Below are 15,822 nucleotides of genomic sequence, written 5' to 3'. Positions count from 1 at the left end.
GGTTAGGAATAAAAAATTAAATTAAATAATTATCACCCTTTATTTCAAATACTTAGATAGTTTAAATTTTTAAAAGATCCTCCAGGTCTAACCTTTTGGTATACATTTTAATACTGCCATCTGCTTTAGTTGGCCACTCCTCTCGTGGTTTGTCCCAGTATAGTTCTACTCCATTCCCATCTGGATCGTCAAGGTAGATAGCTTCTGAAACTCCGTGGTCTGCTGCACCGGTAAGAGGATAACCTTTTTCGAATAATCTTTTTGTGACGTTTGAAAGTTCTTTTCTGGTGGGATAAAGGATAGCGGCATGAAACAGCCCTACGCCTGATTTTGGAGCTTTATTCGCACCTTCACTATGCCAGGTGTTCAAACCTATATGATGGTGGTATCCCCCGGCAGAAAGAAAAACTGCCTGCTCCCCTATCCTTTCAGTGATCTCAAAACCAAGAATATCCCTGTAAAACTTAAGGGCTTTTTCCAGGTTGGAAACCTTTAAATGCACATGCCCAATTCGGGTTTCTGAAGGTACTTTATACTTTCCTGACATCTTATTTTTCTTTAAATTTAATAGATGATCTTTAAATTTCAAGGTTATGGAAGAAAGAAAAAAATTAGACTGGAGCAGCTTCACTGTAAATCTTCCACTCGATCTACCGACAGAGAAAATAACGAACGCCTGGTTAACCCAGGAAGCATTGGAAGATTGGTTTCTTAAACTAGCTGAATTTACCACACCCGGTGGTGAAAAACGTAAAAGACAGGAACAAATAAAGCCGGGAGACACCTATAGGTGGCAATGGTTTGGTTGGCCAGATACCGTGGAGGAGCATGGCAAGTTACTTAATCCGGAGCAGGGCGAGTTTCTTAGGTTTCAATTTGGAAAAGCTGGAGTGGTTGGAGTACGGATCGTGCAAGAACACGGTCATCCGATTTTAAGATTAATTCAGGAAAAAATACCGCAGGACGAGGAATCCAAAATGAACTTTTATGTAGGCTGTAAGACCGGCTGGACCTTTTATTTGTTGAACCTGAAATCTATATTGCAGGAGGGTCCAGATCTCCGGAATAAACGAAGTGAACTACAAATGGATTAAGGCTGCTATTTAGGTTTTGAGCAATATTCAGAATTATTTTTTTGAATATTATAACTTTTCATTTCCTTTAATAAGGTAGTAAAGTCATAGTTTTATTTTCCGAAAATCTATAAACAGATCTTAAATGAAAAAAATACTTGCCTTCGTCGCAATTCTTTTCATCGTATTTATCGCCCTGGTTTATTGGTCGGTTTCCAGCACCGATAAGGAATTTAAAACCTGTGAGATAAAGAATTACGAAGATCTGGAAAATGTGGATTTTAAAGATCATGATTCGGTTCTGGTTGCTCCCAGCAGTCTGTATGAAGGCAATATTCTCAAAGATTTCATGCAGGGTAAGAATTACCGCGAAGCATGGTCCACTCCGGTAAAGGTTCCTATCACTTTTTTAGATACTTTAAAAGGTGGAGTGAAGATCAAAAAAGAAGGAGGCGGAAAGCAAACCCACTCATTGAAATTAGAGAGTAAAGATGGAACTGTTTACACCTTAAGAAGTGTCACCAAAGACCCGAAAAAATTGATCCCCGAAGTGGCAGAAGATCTTGGCCTTGAGAATATCATTGTAGACGGAATTTCTGCTCAGCATCCTTTTGGTGCTATCTTGTCGGCCAGGCTTTCAGATATTGCCGGTGTTTTGCATACCCATCCAACCATGTATTTTATTCCGAAACAGGAAGTTTTAGGAGAGTATAACGAAAAATACGGCAACCGACTTTTCCTTCTGGAATTTGAGACCGAAAGTAAGAACAACTGGACCTCCCTTGAAAATGTCGATGAAATTGTAGAAACCAAAGATCTCCAAGAATTGAAAAAGGAAAAAGGAGATAAAATAAGCATTGACCGGGCTTCTCTTATCAAGACCCGGTTATTCGATCTTCTTATTGGGGACTGGGATCGGCATGCCGAACAATGGGGATGGGTTTTGCAAAAAGAAGGTAATAAAGTGAAAGCTGTTCCTCTGGCTGGAGATCGTGATAATGCATTTTTTAACCTCAGCGGGGTGATTCCCTCAATCATTACTAATGAAAATATTGAACCCCTGGTAAGACCCTTTAAAAAGGAAATCGATTATATGCCGGGACTGGTATATCCTTTCGACAGGTACTTTTTACTGTATACCCCCGAAGAGACCTATTTGGAACAGGCCAGCCAACTTCAGAAATCCCTTACCGATGAAGCCATCACGGAAGCTTTCAAGGTATGGCCAGAGGAGATCGCCAAATTAGATCAGGCTGAAATAAGTGAAAAAATTAAAAGCAGGAGAGATCATTTGCTCGAATATGCGAAAGCTTTTCACTCCATTATCCAGGAACAGGGAGGGCTGGAAGAACCATTGAAAGGTTCTGAAGATCTGGAACTGGAAGGATCTACTCTTTTGAGATGCTTCGAATGCAAATAAAAAAAGACCCGTAAAGGGTCCTTTTTATTTAATAGAGAACGGGTCTAATCGTCTTCTGAGTCATTTTCATCATCGTCATCGTCGTCGTCATCTTCCCCGTTACCGTCTTCGGCGCTAAGAAAATTTCCTTCGGAATCAAATTCCAGCTCTACACCATTATTCAGTGTAACTTCATATTCGCCATCATCCTCTAATTCTGCTTCAATAATTGAATTATCGGGATAATTTTCGCTTATATAATCCAGGATATTTTGAGGTAGGTCTGCCGGGTTTATATCTTCGTCGTCATCGTCGTCTTCATTTTCATCTTCTCCCCTGCCCAGGAAATTCCCGTCAGAATCAAAAATTAGTTCCACGTCATCTTCCAGCTCTATTTCATAATTTCCGTTATTCTCTATCTCGGCCTCATCGATTTCTGATCCAGGAAAATATTGATCTATAAAATCAAGAATGTTTTGAGGGATCTCTGAATTTGAAAGATGTTCGTCACCAAAATCATCATCGTTGTCATCATCTATCCCTAGAAAATTACCATCTTCATCGAATATAAGCTCCAGGCCATTACTAAGATAGACCTCGAAATTGTTATTATCCTCTATCTCAGCTTCCCTTATCGTAGCATCCGGATAATTGGTAGTTACGTAATCGAGGATATCCTGTGGGAGACTGGAAGTACTAACATGTACATCAGCATTAAAAAAACGTGCATCCAGGTCAACTTCATTTCCTGGGTCATTATCATCATCACTGCAGGCGCTCAAAAGACAAAGACCTCCCAGGATAAACCCAAATTTTCTCAAATTTTTCATAGTTCTGGTTTTTAAAACTTTCATAAGTTCAAACGAAATGAAGAGCCATATATTATTGGCCTTGGTTGTTAAAAAGCGGTAAAAATTATATTTATTGCTTTTTGTTTAAACTTAGCTTTATTTTGAAGTGATCAAAACCTCGAATTCTAATGAATCGATTTCTGTCTTTATGCCTCATTTTACTATTTAACCTGAATAGTATAGCTCAAAGTACCGCTTCAAAAAATGTAAGTTCTTTTGAAATAAGAGCTACAAAATTGGATACCCTGAAAAAGATCTGGGTCTATTTGCCTGAAAGTTATGATGCTTCAGAAAAGAAATACCCGGTAATTTATATGCATGATGGCCAGAATCTTTTTGACCGTGAAACCTCTTATGTTGGTGAGTGGAAAGTAGATGAAAGCCTGGACAGCATCGGGCAACCTGAAGCTATAATCATTGGAATTGAACATGGTGGCAATAAAAGGATCAATGAACTTACTCCATTTCCTCACGACAAATACGGTGGCGGGAGTGCAGATGCCTATCTTGATTTTATTGTTAATGAGTTGAAACCTTACGTAGACAGCAATTACAGAACTTTAGCTGAATATGAGCATACTGGAATTTTCGGGTCTTCGCTTGGCGGCCTGGTTTCTTTCTATGCTACTTTAAAGTTTTCCGATACCTTTGGAATGGCCGGAATTTACTCCCCCTCTTTTTGGTTCAGTGAAAAGATCTATGAATTTGGAAAGGAAGCTGATTTAAATCCCGATACCAAATATTATTTTCTGGTAGGTACTGAAGAATCTGAAGAAATGCTGCCAGATCTGAAAAAAATGATTTCTATCCTTACTGCTAAAGGCTTGAAAGCTGAAAATTTTAAAATCAATTTTGTCGAAGGAGGAAAGCATAATGAAAGCTTATGGAGCCAGAATTTCGCCGATTCCTATCTCTGGCTATTAAGCAATAAATCGATCAACTAATGAAAAAGGCACTTCTATCACTAATCTGTATATTTTCCCTGCAGTTATTATTTGCGCAGGTGAGTCATGATTCTAAACTTTACAAGGACCTGAAAGCTCGCGACAGTTTGTTATTCGACCTCGGATTCAATCAATGTAAGATCAATGCTTATGAGAATTTTATTAGCGAAGATCTTGAATTCTATCATGACCAGGGTGGCTTAACCACCAATAAGGAAGATTTTTTAAATGCGGTAAGAAATAATATCTGCGGTAATCAGGAAAAGAAACCTATCAGGAAACTTATCCCTGGAAGCCTTAAAGTATTTCCTTTATATGAAAACGGAGAATTGTATGGTGCAATCCAACAGGGAGTTCACGATTTTTATATAAATGAACCAAATAAGGAATTGTACAAAACGAGTTCTGCTAAATTTACCCATGTGTGGATATTATTGAATAATGAATGGATCTTGAAAAGAGTTTTAAGTTACGACCATAAAAATCCCGAATAGAAATGAATAAGGTAAACGTAAAGGAAAAGTTCGAAAAATTCTCAGATCATTGGAATCCGAGAATTGTGGGCGAATTGAATGGGCAGCAAGTAAAATTAGCCAAATTAAAAGGTGAATTCATCTGGCACTCCCACGAAGATGAAGACGAAATGTTTTGGATAGTTAAGGGAAAACTGAAAATTGAGTTCAGGGATCGCACCGTAGAGCTAACCGGAAATGAATTTTTTATAGTACCCCGTGGGGTTGAACATAAACCTATTGCTGAGGAAGAAGTTCATGTGATGCTTTTCGAGCCGGCCTCTACGCAACATACCGGGAAAGAAGAACATAAGCTTACCAATAACAACCAGGAACGCCTTTAAGAATAGACATTCCCTAAATTTCATTTATTCTGAAAAAATCATTTTTGTACCTTTAGTTGGTTTCGAATCATTCAAACTATTTACCTAACCAATAACCAACGAAAATGAAGAAATTGAATCTTTTAATTTTTTTGTTCGGAATTTCGCTATTCGCTCAGGACAAGGAGCCGAAAAAATATAGCATCGAACAATTCTATGAAAACACACGTATTTCTGGCGCAGACTTTTCTGCCGACGAATCAAAAATTCTAACCAGTAGTGATGAGTCCGGGATCTTCAATGTTTACGAGATCAATATTGCCGATGGCAGTAAGAAAGCCGTTACCGACTCCAAAGATGAGTCCCTTTTTGCAGTAGATTACGTTCCGGAAACTTCAGATATCGTTTATTCCGCAGATAAAGGTGGCAATGAGATAGACCATCTTTACCTGTTAAAGGAGGACGGAACAACCCAGGAGCTTACCACAGGTGAAAAGGAAAAAGCTAATTTTGCCGGATGGAGTGGAGACAAGGAGTACATGTATTATAGTTCCAATAAACGCAATCCTCAATTCTTTGATCTTTACCGAATGAAAATTGGCACCTGGGAAACTGAGTTGCTCTATGAAAATTCTGAAGGATATTCCCTTTCCGGAATATCAGATTCTGGGAAATATATTGCACTGGCCCAGCCTATAACCACCAGCGAAAATAAATTATTCCTTCTTGACCGGGAAACAGGAGAAAAAACAGAAATTTCCAAACCTGGGTTCAATTACAGCGCCAGTGGATTCAATCCTGAAGAAACCGAAATGTATTACACCACCAACCATGGAGGTGAATTCAGCAAATTAATGTCTTATGACGTGGAAACTGGAGAATCTGAAGTGCTCTACGAAACCAACTGGGATGTAATGTACAGTGGTCTTAGCGAAAATGGTTCTTACAGAGTGATCGGAATCAATGAGGATGGGGCCAACAAACTTGTACTGATAGATAACAAAACCGGCAAGGAATTAAATATCCCTGAGATCAAAGATGGCAACATTCTGGGAGCTTCCTTTTCTAAAAGCGAAGAAAAACTGGTACTATATGTAGGAACCTCTAAGACGCCTACAAATCTCTACGTTTATAATATGAAAAGTGGAGAGATGAAGAAACTCACCAATACGCTGAATCCGGAAATTGATCCTAATGATCTTGTTTCTGCAGAAGTAGTGAGATATAAATCTTTCGATGGGCTCGAGATTCCGGCGATCTACTATAAACCGCTGAATGCTTCAGCAGATAAAAAAGTTCCTGCGCTAGTGTGGGTTCATGGTGGTCCGGGTGGCCAATCCAGGGTTGGCTATTTTGCCCTGATCCAATATCTGGTAAACCATGGTTACGCTGTATTAGCAGTAAACAACCGGGGAAGCAGTGGTTATGGAGCCAGTTTTTATAAAATGGATGACCAGAACCACGGTGAAAAAGATCTTCAGGATGTGATCTATGGTAAAAAATGGTTAGCATCACAGGATTATATTAATGAAAACCAGATCGGGATCATAGGCGGAAGTTATGGTGGTTATATGACCATGGCAGCGATGACATTTGCACCAGACGAATTTGAGGTAGGTGTAAATATATTTGGTGTGACCAACTGGTTACGTACCTTAAGATCGATCCCACCTTATTGGGAATCTTTCAAAAAGGCGCTTTATGAAGAAATGGGAGATCCAAATACCCAGGATTCTATCCGGTTGAAGAAAATATCGCCATTATTTCATGCTGAAAATGTAAAAAATCCGGTAATGGTTCTTCAGGGAGCGAATGACCCAAGAGTTTTACAAGTAGAGTCTGATGAGATCGTGGAAGCGATTAGAAAAAATGAGGTGCCTGTAGAATACATGGTTTTCCCTGACGAAGGTCATGGTTTTATCAAGAAAGAAAATGAGATCAAGGGTTACAGGCAAATACGGCTATTCCTTGACAAATACCTGAAAGATGAAGATGTAAACCTCCCAGATCCAAATTTGAAGGATTAATTTTATTAATATTGCCTAATATGAAACAGGTAATATCCTATAAGTATATCTATAATTGAGAGAAACTTCAAGGATATTACCTGTTATCGTTATAGCACAATTCTGCTGTACTTCACTCTGGTTTGCCGGTAACGCAGTAATGCCTGATCTGGTAAACGAATTTCAATTAAAAACCGAAGCCCTGGGACATCTAACTTCAGCTGTCCAGTTCGGGTTTATACTTGGAACTTTAAGCTTCGCATTTTTAACCATTTCAGACAGGTTTTCTCCTTCAAAAGTATTCTTCTTTTCTGCCATTCTTGGAGCAATATTTAATGCCGGAATCCTATTAGACAACAACATTTTCATAAGTCTATTGGGCTTCAGGTTCCTCACAGGTGTTAGCCTGGCAGGAATTTATCCGGTAGGAATGAAGATAGCTTCAGATTATTTTGATAAGGGCCTGGGACGATCCCTTGGCTACCTGGTAGGTGCTTTGGTTCTCGGCACGGCTTTCCCGCATCTTTTAAAAGAAATTTCGGGTAGTATTGACCTGAATTGGAGATCGGTTATCTATTTTACTTCTGGCTTGGCAGTTTTTGGAGGGATACTGATATTGGCATTTGTACCTAACGGCCCTTTTAGAACCTGTCTTCAAAAACCTGATTTAAGCCTGATCTTCAAGATCTTTAAAAATACAGACTTTCGTTCCGCTGCTTTTGGTTATTTCGGTCATATGTGGGAGCTTTATGCCTTCTGGGCTTTCGTACCGGCAATACTAGGCTTTTATAAACAGTTTCATCCAGCAGCCGAATTCAGCATATCCCTAATCTCTTTTCTGATTATCGGGTTTGGCGGCTTGGCTTGTGTCCTGGGTGGTTATATTTCAGAAAAAATAGGCGTTAAAATAACAGCCGGAGCTGCACTATTTCTATCTGGCCTTTGTTGTTTAATTTCACCATTGATCTTCTTCATTGATTCCGAAATTATATTGATCAGCTTCCTCATTTTCTGGGGATTGGTAGTTGTTGCAGATTCTCCGTTATTCTCGACCCTGGTCGCACAAAATACCTCTGCCAATTCGCGGGGAACGGCTTTAACGATAGTTAACTGTATAGGGTTTAGCATTACTATTTTCAGTATTCAATTGCTAAATGCGTTGATAAATCAGTTTACCCCAACCCTTATCTTTACAGTTCTGGCACTTGGACCAGTCTTGGGATTGATCTACCTCTTCCGTAATAAGCCAGGCGGAAATAAGTAAGTTTGTGAGATATATCCGGCAGGTTATCATTGTGACCCCTTTCCCACTTCCGTTCATAAAATTGGCCTCGCCGAAAATTATATCGCTTTAAACCATCGGGTTTGGAAAACTTCGGGAGAAATTCAGGTTTATAGCTTAACCGACAGATCATCCTGTAGATGAAACTACCAGTGTGGTTGGAGTAAACAGTGGAATCAACAGTTATATAAAAGTTTGCTATGCTGGGACAGTAAAATAGAAACCGGTCAATGCTGCAGCGCAACTCCTGCAAAAGATACCAGGTAAAATATGGTGATTACTTCCCCAGCCATATGCCAGTTCTACGAACAAAATGACAGGCTGGCAAAAGAATGCAATCCTGGGGATAGTAAATAGGAAGATAATATTGATTCTGGTCTTATTATTCCTGTGAATTCTTAAACCTTAAGGCTTATCATGTTAAAACTTTATTAAGAATCGGGATTAGATTCTTAAAGGGAGAAGAATTTCAAGTCTAAGGCATAGTTTTCGCACTTTAAGGTTGTAATCATAAAATAAGAAGTAAGAATGAAGAAGTTTTTTAGTAGTCTGTTATTTGTATTTGCAGTAGGAACGGCCTCTGTTACGGCTCAATCTACAACAATTCCACAACAACAGCAGGAAAAAATAGAAGTGAGTGATGCTGAATTAGCTCAATTCGCAGAAGTTTTTCAGGAAATGAGAATGATGAACCAGCAGGTTCAAAAAGAAATGATGGCGGTAGTGACCAGTGAAGATTTTGAACTACAGAGGTTCAATGAAATTCACCAGGCGAAAATGGATCCAAATAAAGAGATCGAAACTACTAGCGAAGAAGATGAAAAATATAATGCAGTTGTAGCTGAAATTGAAGTGATTCAGCCAAAATTTCAGAAAAAAATGGAAGAAGTGATCACCGAAAGTGATCTAAGTATGGAAAGATATCAGCAACTTGCAATGGCCCTAAGGTCTGATGTTGAATTGCAACAGAGACTACAGGAGATTTTGAAAGGCTAGAATATATTTAATATCAGAAAAAAGCAGGCAAATTGCCTGCTTTTTTTATACCTCTCATTTAAAAGTTAAACATCATAATTTAAGTCTATTTTAAAACTTGAAAATATCCAAGGCATCAATTTTGTTGTAATTTGGAAAATAATATGAATTACATGACAAGCACATTAAAAAGAAACTTTATCCTAATATTTTTTTTCATATCATTACCTGCTTGTTATGCCCAGCAATCAACCATGCAACAAAAAGATAGTTTAGAATTTAGCAATAAGATTGTACCCGATACTATTTGGAGAGAAGTCTATATTGCACTGTCGCATTACCCGGAACTCAAGGATACTCCTATCGATTTCAGGTTCAAAAAGAACATAAAAAAATCTTTTATGCAAGCTCAGCCTAAAGTGAATAGTCTGTTTAAGAACAGGAAAAACAGGAGTTACATTGTTTTCATCAACCAGAAGTTTACCATAGAAGATGAAGTTTTTGATATTACCACGGTTCCTTCTGAAGTGCTTATTGGATGGATTGGCCACGAACTGGGCCATATTATGGATTACAGGGATAGATCTTCAGCAGATCTAATATGGTTTGGCGTGAAATATCTTACTTCAAAGAATTATATAAGAGAGGCTGAAAAGGCAGCAGACACCTATGCGGTAAACCACGGATTAGGTGAAGAAATAATTGCCACCAAGAACTTTATCATTAATCACTCAAAACTTTCTGACAGTTACAAAGATCGAATACAGGAGCTTTATTTATCTCCTGAAGAGATCATGGTCTTGATAGATAGCGGTCATGAAGATTAATTAGCAGGCTTCTGTTCGCTGATAAATTTTTCCCATTCAGCGAATTTTTCTTCGTTCATCACTTTTTCCATTTTAACCTGACCACCTTTTTTCTTGTTCTTCGCGTTCCATTCGTGGAACATATTTGGATCGATGGTCGTAACATTTACGCCTTTTAGAGCTTTCGATCTCGCGACCTTATAATTCTTATTAGCATTTTTCAAAGCTTCATCCAAGGCTTCGGCTAATTTTTCATCTTCTGCCTTGTCTTCAGTTCCCAAATACCAGAAGTGATAATATTCACCATCTTCTCCCCTTTTCGCTGCCACCACAAATTCCGGTATCCTGATCTCAAATTTATTCTCAAGTTCCTGTACGGCATCATTCATTTTGTTCACAGAAAGTTGAGACCCCACTACGTTCAGGAAAAATTTAGTTCTTCCGGTGATCCTGATCTCGTACTTCGATTTATCTGTAAACTTGATCGTATCCCCGATCAAATACCTCCATGCCCCGCTAACCGTTGAAATTAAAAGAACATAATCTTTTTCTTCTTCAACTTCATCCAGTGGAATAACAGGAGCATCTTCAGTAAGTGAGCCATCCTGATTAATATAATCTGGTTTGAACGGTACGAACTCAAAATAAATTCCATTATCTGTGATCAGTTTCATGGAATGGGTGTCGGGCCTGTCCTGTAAGGCAAGAAAACCTTCTGAAGCCAGGTAAGTATCGATAACCTGTACCGGTTTACCCAATAATGCATTGAAACTTTTCTCATAAGGTTCAAAAGCGACACCTCCTGAGGTATATACCTGTAGATTTGGCCATATTTCATGAATATGGTTAAGGTTGTGATGTTCAATGACCTTTTTTAGCATAAGCTCCATCCAGGATGGAATCCCGCTAAGTGCTCCAATATCCCATTTCTCAGCATTTTCAGCTATTTTCTGAACACGGTCATCCCATTCATCTATTTTTGAAATTTCTTCCCCCGGCTTATAATACCCACGGAACCAAAACGGAATTCTGCTAGCGCTTATTCCGCTAATTTCACCTTCCTGGTGATCACCTTCCTTTTGCAAGTCTGTTGAGCTTCCCAGCATCATGATCTCTTTTTCAAAGAAATCTGGCGGCAGGTCAAAATTGCTCAAAGCACTAACCTGTTTTATCCCTGCCTTTCTAATGGCCTCAACCATTTCTTCGGTTACGGGAATTCTCTTACTGCTTGTGCCTGTAGTCCCGGAACTAAGTGCAAAATAAGGTGGTTTTCCTGGCCAGGTCACGTTTTCTTCGCCATCGTGGTATTTGTGCCACCATTCCTTATCTATCTTATTATAATCGAAATAAGGCACTCTTTCCGCAAAAGTTTTTCGCACATCATCAGACTCCAAAATCTCTTCGAACTTATAATGCTTCCCAAAAGCGGTGTCTTTTGCTTTTTTTAATAGGCCAATAAGCACTTCTTCCTGGTCTTTTACAGCTTCTCCTTCCGGGGTAAGCGTTTCCTTTAGGTCGATAATACTTTTTATAATAGATCCGAAAATTGCCATAATGCGTAAGTGAATTTGAAAGGATAAATCTAGAAATACCTTTTAGAGCAACAGTGGGGATTATCAAATATTTAACTCCGATAAATTGTAATAAAAAGCCTACAAAATTACTTTTCTTCGTAAGAATTACTATATTATTCGTTAAAGTCTAATTATTCATATTAAAAACTGAATAATAACTGTAATATTTACACCCTGAAAAAACCTAAATCTAACCTGAATCCTACATATTAATATGAATCAATCTTTACCCCAAACCCAGTCAAGGTATAAAATGGTGTCTTACGACGATGCTACTGAAGAAGTTAAGGCCATATATGACGACACAAAAAAAACTCTACAGTTACCATTTGTTCTCAATTGGTTTAAATGCCAGGGAGATAATGCAATTTTGCTCAAAGGCAACTGGAGCAAATTAAAAAATACCCTGATGGAAGGTCAGGTACCTAATGTGCTGAAACAATTGATCATTTATAATGTTTCCAAGCAACGTGGTTGTAATTACTGTTCTCATGCCCACGGTATCTTTGCAGACAGTATGAGTTCAATGATCTCTGAAGAAAAAGGTTTTCGAGCTACCCAAAGTCTAAACTCGCCTTCAATGCCTGTTAGTTACAGGATCGCCGTGCAAATTGTGACCAAGGCTGCCCTGGAACATTCCGAAATAACCGATGAAGATTTTTCTGAACTCGAAAAGGCCGGATTTACAGCAAGAGAGATTCAAGAACTTATGGCCCAGGCAGACCTGGTAAATATGCTGAATACCATTGCTGATGTCTCTGGAATTAAGATCGACAACGAACTACTGGAAACTCCTGAATAGGACCGATCTTAATTTAAGATGCATAATCTTTCTCAAAATAGCCCTCAGCTATACCGAATCACTTATGAGGCATATTCAAAATTTGCCAATGAGGTAAACCGGTGTTCAAACCTTGAAGAGGTAGCAGAGGTCTGTAAGACCCATTTAAAGTATCTGCTTAATTTTCATATTATCAGGATGACCATATTCCAGAGTGGTAAATTATTCACTTTTGAATTATATGGGAACAAGATCTGGTTCGACCTGAAAGGTGAATCCAGGCTTTTTCCTTATGAAGATGAACTTTTTAAAAAAGGTATTCCTTTAATTACCAATGAGATCCCAGACAAACTGGTAAAAGATAAAGTAGACCTCAATGATCTTTACGACCCGGTACTTTGGGGTTGGTGTTTTGATAAGAGTGAACGGAAAGTATTAGTATCTTTGCTCGCCGATCAAAACAAAGCATTTTCTGTAGGTGATGTGGATATACTTAAATTAATGGTAGACTGTATCCAGGCAAAATTCAGCGAGATCTATCTGAAAAGGCAACTTGCCATCCAGAACCAGAACCTTTCTGAAGCCTATGATACTATTAAGGAGAAAAATGAGGAGATCCAGAGGATCGTTTTAAATCAAAAGGAAACGATCAAAGCCAGAACGAGCGAGATCGCGTTGAAAAATGAAAAACTCCTGCATATTTCGGTATTAAATGCTCACAATGTGCGAGAACCGCTTTCCAGGATACAAGGTATCATTGAACTTTTCGAATTTATGGACGATGAAACCTGCCGGACAGAGCTGGTACCGAAACTCATTTCCAGTGCCAGGGAAATGGATGTGGTATTAAAAGAAGTTGTAGAAATGGCATCCAGGGAGCTAATTGAACTAAAGGCCGCTGAACTATGAAGAAGATCTATTTGATAGACGACCAGCCTATCTCGAATTTTATCACCAAAAAATTACTTGAACTGGAAGGTTATACCGGGGAAATTATTGATTTTACAGATCCCGAAGAAGCTTTTCGCATACTTAAAAATGATGAAGGTGCCCTTATATTTTTGGATCTTAACATGCCATTAATGAACGGCTGGGATTTCTTGAATGCCATGCAAGCCAATAATATGAGGCATGAGGTTATCCTTTTAACTTCCAGCACCAGCAAAATAGATATAGATAAAGCACAGGAATTTCCAGCTGTCATTAAATACATGGTAAAACCCATGAATAAAAAGAAATTTCTCGAACTTTCAGAACTAATAAACTTACCTGAGATCAGTGCAGCCAGATCCAAATAAACTACTTGAACTTGCCTATGCTAAAATGCATTTTGGTAAGTATAAAGACTATTATCTTTCAGATATACCAGAGCCATATTATGTATGGTTCAGGCAAAAAGGTTTCCCGCCCGGGAAACTGGGCGACCAGATGCAGCAGGTTTTCGAATTGAAAATAAACAGCCTGGAAGGCCTGCTGAGACAGATCAGGAAAAGGTATCCACGCCCAAGATCCTAGCTTCTACTATCGTTAAAAAGCTCTTAATATTAGCTTTCTAAATTGTCTGCTTTTTCTATTCTTCTTTGTAATTTAGCGCCCTGAATAAACAACACAACAAACTAGAATTAAAATGGCCGATACCAAGTATATTTTTGTTACAGGAGGTGTATCATCTTCCCTGGGAAAAGGGATCATTGCTGCTTCTTTAGCAAAGTTATTGCAGGCAAGGGGCTTTAAAGCTACTATTCAGAAACTGGATCCCTATATAAATGTTGATCCCGGAACTCTAAACCCCTACGAGCACGGAGAATGTTATGTAACTGAAGATGGCGCTGAAACAGACCTGGATCTTGGTCATTACGAACGTTTTCTTAATGTAAATACTTCCCAGGCAAACAATGTAACTACGGGAAGGATTTACCAGAGCGTTATAGAAAAAGAAAGACGTGGAGAATTCCTTGGAAAAACCGTTCAGGTTGTTCCACATATCACGAACGAAATAAAAGAAAGAATCCAGATCCTTGGAAAAAATGGTGATTATGATATCGTGATCACTGAAATTGGAGGAACCGTGGGTGATATTGAGTCTTTACCTTACATCGAAGCCGTAAGACAATTGAAATGGGAACTGGGAGATGATAACGCTTTAGTTATTCACCTTACTCTTGTCCCTTATCTTTCTGCAGCAGGTGAATTGAAAACAAAACCAACCCAGCACAGTGTAAAGACTTTGATGGAAAGTGGTATAAAAGCCGATATCCTGGTATGCCGTACAGAGCACGAACTTTCTGATGATATTCGAAGAAAGCTGGCTATATTCTGTAACGTACGTCAGGAGGCGGTAATCCAGAGCATCGATGCCCCTACCATTTATGATGTACCTAACATGATGTTGGAAGAAGGCCTGGATAAGGTGGTATTGAAGAAACTGGCCTTACCAGATGACTCTACTCCTAACCTGGACAGATGGAACCAATTCCTGAAAAGACATAAAAATCCAAAAGCCGAAGTTCATATAGGACTTATCGGGAAATATGTAGAGCTTCAGGATTCTTATAAATCTATACTTGAATCCTTTATTCATGCCGGTGCCGAAAATGAAGTTTATGTGAATGTTGAATATATTCATTCAGAATTCATCAATGACAGCACCATTCATAACAAAATAAGCCATCTTGACGGGGTTCTTGTAGCTCCCGGATTTGGTGAACGTGGAATTGAAGGTAAGATCGACGCGGTAAGATATGCTCGTGAAAACGACCTTCCATTCCTTGGAATTTGCCTTGGTATGCAAATGGCTGTGATTGAATTTGCCCGAAATGTATTGCAATTAAAAGGAGCAAATTCTACTGAAATGGATGCAGATACCAAACATCCTGTGATTGACCTTATGGAAGCTCAAAAAGAAGTTACCCATAAAGGTGGAACCATGCGTTTAGGCTCATGGGATTGTGACCTTACTGAGGGCTCAATCATTCATGAAGTCTACGGAACCGATAAGATCAAGGAACGCCATCGTCACCGTTACGAATACAATAATAAATACAAGGAACAATTAGAGAACGCCGGAATGCTAAGTACCGGTATCAATCCCGAAACCGGTCTGGTGGAGATCATAGAATTAAAAGATCATCCATGGTTTGTTGGGGTGCAATATCACCCGGAATATAAAAGTACTGTGGCCAACCCACATCCTCTTTTTGTGTCATTTGTGAAAGCTGCACATGAACATTCTGTAAAACAAAAAAATGCCAAGATGGCACAGAAATAACAATTGGTCGTTTTTTTGACAAAGGAAG

At 38.8% G+C, this 15,822-nt stretch carries 17 protein-coding genes; 14 read left to right on the top strand and 3 right to left on the bottom strand.

Annotated features, from left to right (window positions below; translation table 11 throughout):
* Positions 1–61: 61 nt before the first annotated feature.
* The gene (locus G3I01_RS10240; RefSeq protein WP_219547524.1) at positions 62–547 is read right to left on the bottom strand and encodes a VOC family protein; all 486 of its coding nucleotides are present in this window, start codon (positions 545–547) and stop codon (positions 62–64) included.
* A gap of 46 nt (positions 548–593) precedes the next feature.
* Here G3I01_RS10240 and G3I01_RS10235 point away from each other — a divergent pair, with 46 nt between their 5' ends.
* Both G3I01_RS10235 and G3I01_RS10230 read left to right on the top strand, forming a co-directional pair.
* Positions 594–1,094 (top strand): SRPBCC domain-containing protein, encoded by a 501-nt coding sequence (locus tag G3I01_RS10235; RefSeq protein ID WP_219547523.1) that lies wholly within the window; start codon positions 594–596, stop codon positions 1,092–1,094.
* A gap of 124 nt (positions 1,095–1,218) precedes the next feature.
* A complete protein-coding gene (locus tag G3I01_RS10230; protein WP_219547521.1) occupies positions 1,219–2,493 on the top strand; it encodes a hypothetical protein in 1,275 nt (424 codons plus the stop codon).
* Between the two features lie 44 nt (positions 2,494–2,537).
* Here the strand turns inward: G3I01_RS10230 and G3I01_RS10225 are convergent, their stop codons facing one another.
* On the bottom strand, positions 2,538–3,302 hold the full coding sequence (locus G3I01_RS10225; protein ID WP_219547519.1) for a PepSY-like domain-containing protein: 765 nt from the start codon (positions 3,300–3,302) through the stop codon (positions 2,538–2,540).
* A gap of 149 nt (positions 3,303–3,451) precedes the next feature.
* On the opposite strand from G3I01_RS10225, the gene G3I01_RS10220 reads away from it, so the two are divergent.
* From G3I01_RS10220 to G3I01_RS10190, 7 genes are all read left to right on the top strand, one after another.
* The gene (locus G3I01_RS10220) at positions 3,452–4,267 is read left to right on the top strand and encodes an alpha/beta hydrolase-fold protein (protein ID WP_219547517.1); all 816 of its coding nucleotides are present in this window, start codon (positions 3,452–3,454) and stop codon (positions 4,265–4,267) included.
* Entirely contained in the window at positions 4,267–4,761 is a 495-nt protein-coding gene (locus G3I01_RS10215; RefSeq protein WP_219547515.1) for a nuclear transport factor 2 family protein, read from the top strand. The genes G3I01_RS10220 and G3I01_RS10215 overlap by 1 nt, the downstream gene beginning before the upstream one ends.
* A gap of 2 nt (positions 4,762–4,763) precedes the next feature.
* The gene (locus G3I01_RS10210) at positions 4,764–5,123 is read left to right on the top strand and encodes a cupin domain-containing protein (protein WP_219547513.1); all 360 of its coding nucleotides are present in this window, start codon (positions 4,764–4,766) and stop codon (positions 5,121–5,123) included.
* A 104-nt stretch (positions 5,124–5,227) separates the two neighbouring features.
* Complete coding sequence (locus G3I01_RS10205; protein ID WP_219547511.1) at positions 5,228–7,129, top strand: prolyl oligopeptidase family serine peptidase; 1,902 nt, start codon at positions 5,228–5,230, stop codon at positions 7,127–7,129.
* A gap of 55 nt (positions 7,130–7,184) precedes the next feature.
* On the top strand, positions 7,185–8,372 hold the full coding sequence (locus G3I01_RS10200) for an MFS transporter (protein WP_219547509.1): 1,188 nt from the start codon (positions 7,185–7,187) through the stop codon (positions 8,370–8,372).
* 546 nt (positions 8,373–8,918) lie between these two features.
* Complete coding sequence (locus G3I01_RS10195) at positions 8,919–9,386, top strand: DUF4168 domain-containing protein (RefSeq protein ID WP_219547507.1); 468 nt, start codon at positions 8,919–8,921, stop codon at positions 9,384–9,386.
* Positions 9,387–9,619: 233 nt separating this feature from the next.
* A complete protein-coding gene (locus G3I01_RS10190; RefSeq protein ID WP_219547505.1) occupies positions 9,620–10,192 on the top strand; it encodes a hypothetical protein in 573 nt (190 codons plus the stop codon).
* On the opposite strand, the gene G3I01_RS10185 is transcribed toward G3I01_RS10190, so the two are convergent.
* Complete coding sequence (locus G3I01_RS10185) at positions 10,189–11,724, bottom strand: GH3 auxin-responsive promoter family protein (protein WP_219547503.1); 1,536 nt, start codon at positions 11,722–11,724, stop codon at positions 10,189–10,191. The two genes, G3I01_RS10190 and G3I01_RS10185, sit on opposite strands and share 4 nt — an antisense overlap.
* 235 nt (positions 11,725–11,959) lie before the next feature.
* On the opposite strand from G3I01_RS10185, the gene G3I01_RS10180 reads away from it, so the two are divergent.
* From G3I01_RS10180 to G3I01_RS10160, 5 genes are all read left to right on the top strand, one after another.
* Complete coding sequence (locus G3I01_RS10180; RefSeq protein WP_219547501.1) at positions 11,960–12,547, top strand: carboxymuconolactone decarboxylase family protein; 588 nt, start codon at positions 11,960–11,962, stop codon at positions 12,545–12,547.
* Positions 12,548–12,565: 18 nt separating this feature from the next.
* Positions 12,566–13,435 (top strand): histidine kinase, encoded by an 870-nt coding sequence (locus G3I01_RS10175; protein WP_219547499.1) that lies wholly within the window; start codon positions 12,566–12,568, stop codon positions 13,433–13,435.
* Positions 13,432–13,824, top strand: a complete 393-nt coding sequence (locus G3I01_RS10170; protein ID WP_219547497.1) for a response regulator — start codon at positions 13,432–13,434, stop codon at positions 13,822–13,824. The genes G3I01_RS10175 and G3I01_RS10170 overlap by 4 nt, the downstream gene beginning before the upstream one ends.
* A 25-nt stretch (positions 13,825–13,849) precedes the next feature.
* Positions 13,850–14,041 carry a DUF3820 family protein gene (locus G3I01_RS10165; RefSeq protein WP_108172966.1) on the top strand — a complete coding sequence of 64 codons (192 nt, stop codon included), beginning with the start codon at positions 13,850–13,852 and terminating at the stop codon, positions 14,039–14,041.
* Positions 14,042–14,153: 112 nt separating this feature from the next.
* Positions 14,154–15,794: a CTP synthase gene (locus G3I01_RS10160; RefSeq protein ID WP_219547495.1), complete on the top strand. Its 1,641-nt coding sequence runs from the start codon at positions 14,154–14,156 to the stop codon at positions 15,792–15,794.
* The last annotated feature ends 28 nt before the right edge of the window (positions 15,795–15,822 follow it).

Source organism: Gramella sp. MT6 (assembly GCF_019357415.1).
Classification (GTDB): Bacteria; Bacteroidota; Bacteroidia; order Flavobacteriales; family Flavobacteriaceae; genus Christiangramia.
Note: the sequence above shows the minus strand (reverse complement) of the source record. Positions and strands in the feature narration are given on the sequence as shown.

Excerpts from the sequence above, each read along its gene's own strand:
- G3I01_RS10240 (WP_219547524.1), bottom strand. The coding sequence starts at position 547 with ATGTCAGGAAAGTATAAAGTACCTTCAGAAACCCGAATTGGGCATGTG.
- G3I01_RS10235 (WP_219547523.1), top strand. The coding sequence starts at position 594 with ATGGAAGAAAGAAAAAAATTAGACTGGAGCAGCTTCACTGTAAATCTT.
- G3I01_RS10230 (WP_219547521.1), top strand. The coding sequence starts at position 1,219 with ATGAAAAAAATACTTGCCTTCGTCGCAATTCTTTTCATCGTATTTATC.
- G3I01_RS10225 (WP_219547519.1), bottom strand. The coding sequence starts at position 3,302 with ATGAAAAATTTGAGAAAATTTGGGTTTATCCTGGGAGGTCTTTGTCTT.
- G3I01_RS10220 (WP_219547517.1), top strand. The coding sequence starts at position 3,452 with ATGAATCGATTTCTGTCTTTATGCCTCATTTTACTATTTAACCTGAAT.
- G3I01_RS10215 (WP_219547515.1), top strand. The coding sequence starts at position 4,267 with ATGAAAAAGGCACTTCTATCACTAATCTGTATATTTTCCCTGCAGTTA.
- G3I01_RS10210 (WP_219547513.1), top strand. The coding sequence starts at position 4,764 with ATGAATAAGGTAAACGTAAAGGAAAAGTTCGAAAAATTCTCAGATCAT.
- G3I01_RS10205 (WP_219547511.1), top strand. The coding sequence starts at position 5,228 with ATGAAGAAATTGAATCTTTTAATTTTTTTGTTCGGAATTTCGCTATTC.
- G3I01_RS10195 (WP_219547507.1), top strand. The coding sequence starts at position 8,919 with ATGAAGAAGTTTTTTAGTAGTCTGTTATTTGTATTTGCAGTAGGAACG.
- G3I01_RS10190 (WP_219547505.1), top strand. The coding sequence starts at position 9,620 with ATGCAACAAAAAGATAGTTTAGAATTTAGCAATAAGATTGTACCCGAT.
- G3I01_RS10185 (WP_219547503.1), bottom strand. The coding sequence starts at position 11,724 with ATGGCAATTTTCGGATCTATTATAAAAAGTATTATCGACCTAAAGGAA.
- G3I01_RS10180 (WP_219547501.1), top strand. The coding sequence starts at position 11,960 with ATGAATCAATCTTTACCCCAAACCCAGTCAAGGTATAAAATGGTGTCT.
- G3I01_RS10175 (WP_219547499.1), top strand. The coding sequence starts at position 12,566 with ATGCATAATCTTTCTCAAAATAGCCCTCAGCTATACCGAATCACTTAT.
- G3I01_RS10170 (WP_219547497.1), top strand. The coding sequence starts at position 13,432 with ATGAAGAAGATCTATTTGATAGACGACCAGCCTATCTCGAATTTTATC.
- G3I01_RS10165 (WP_108172966.1), top strand. The coding sequence starts at position 13,850 with ATGCATTTTGGTAAGTATAAAGACTATTATCTTTCAGATATACCAGAG.
- G3I01_RS10160 (WP_219547495.1), top strand. The coding sequence starts at position 14,154 with ATGGCCGATACCAAGTATATTTTTGTTACAGGAGGTGTATCATCTTCC.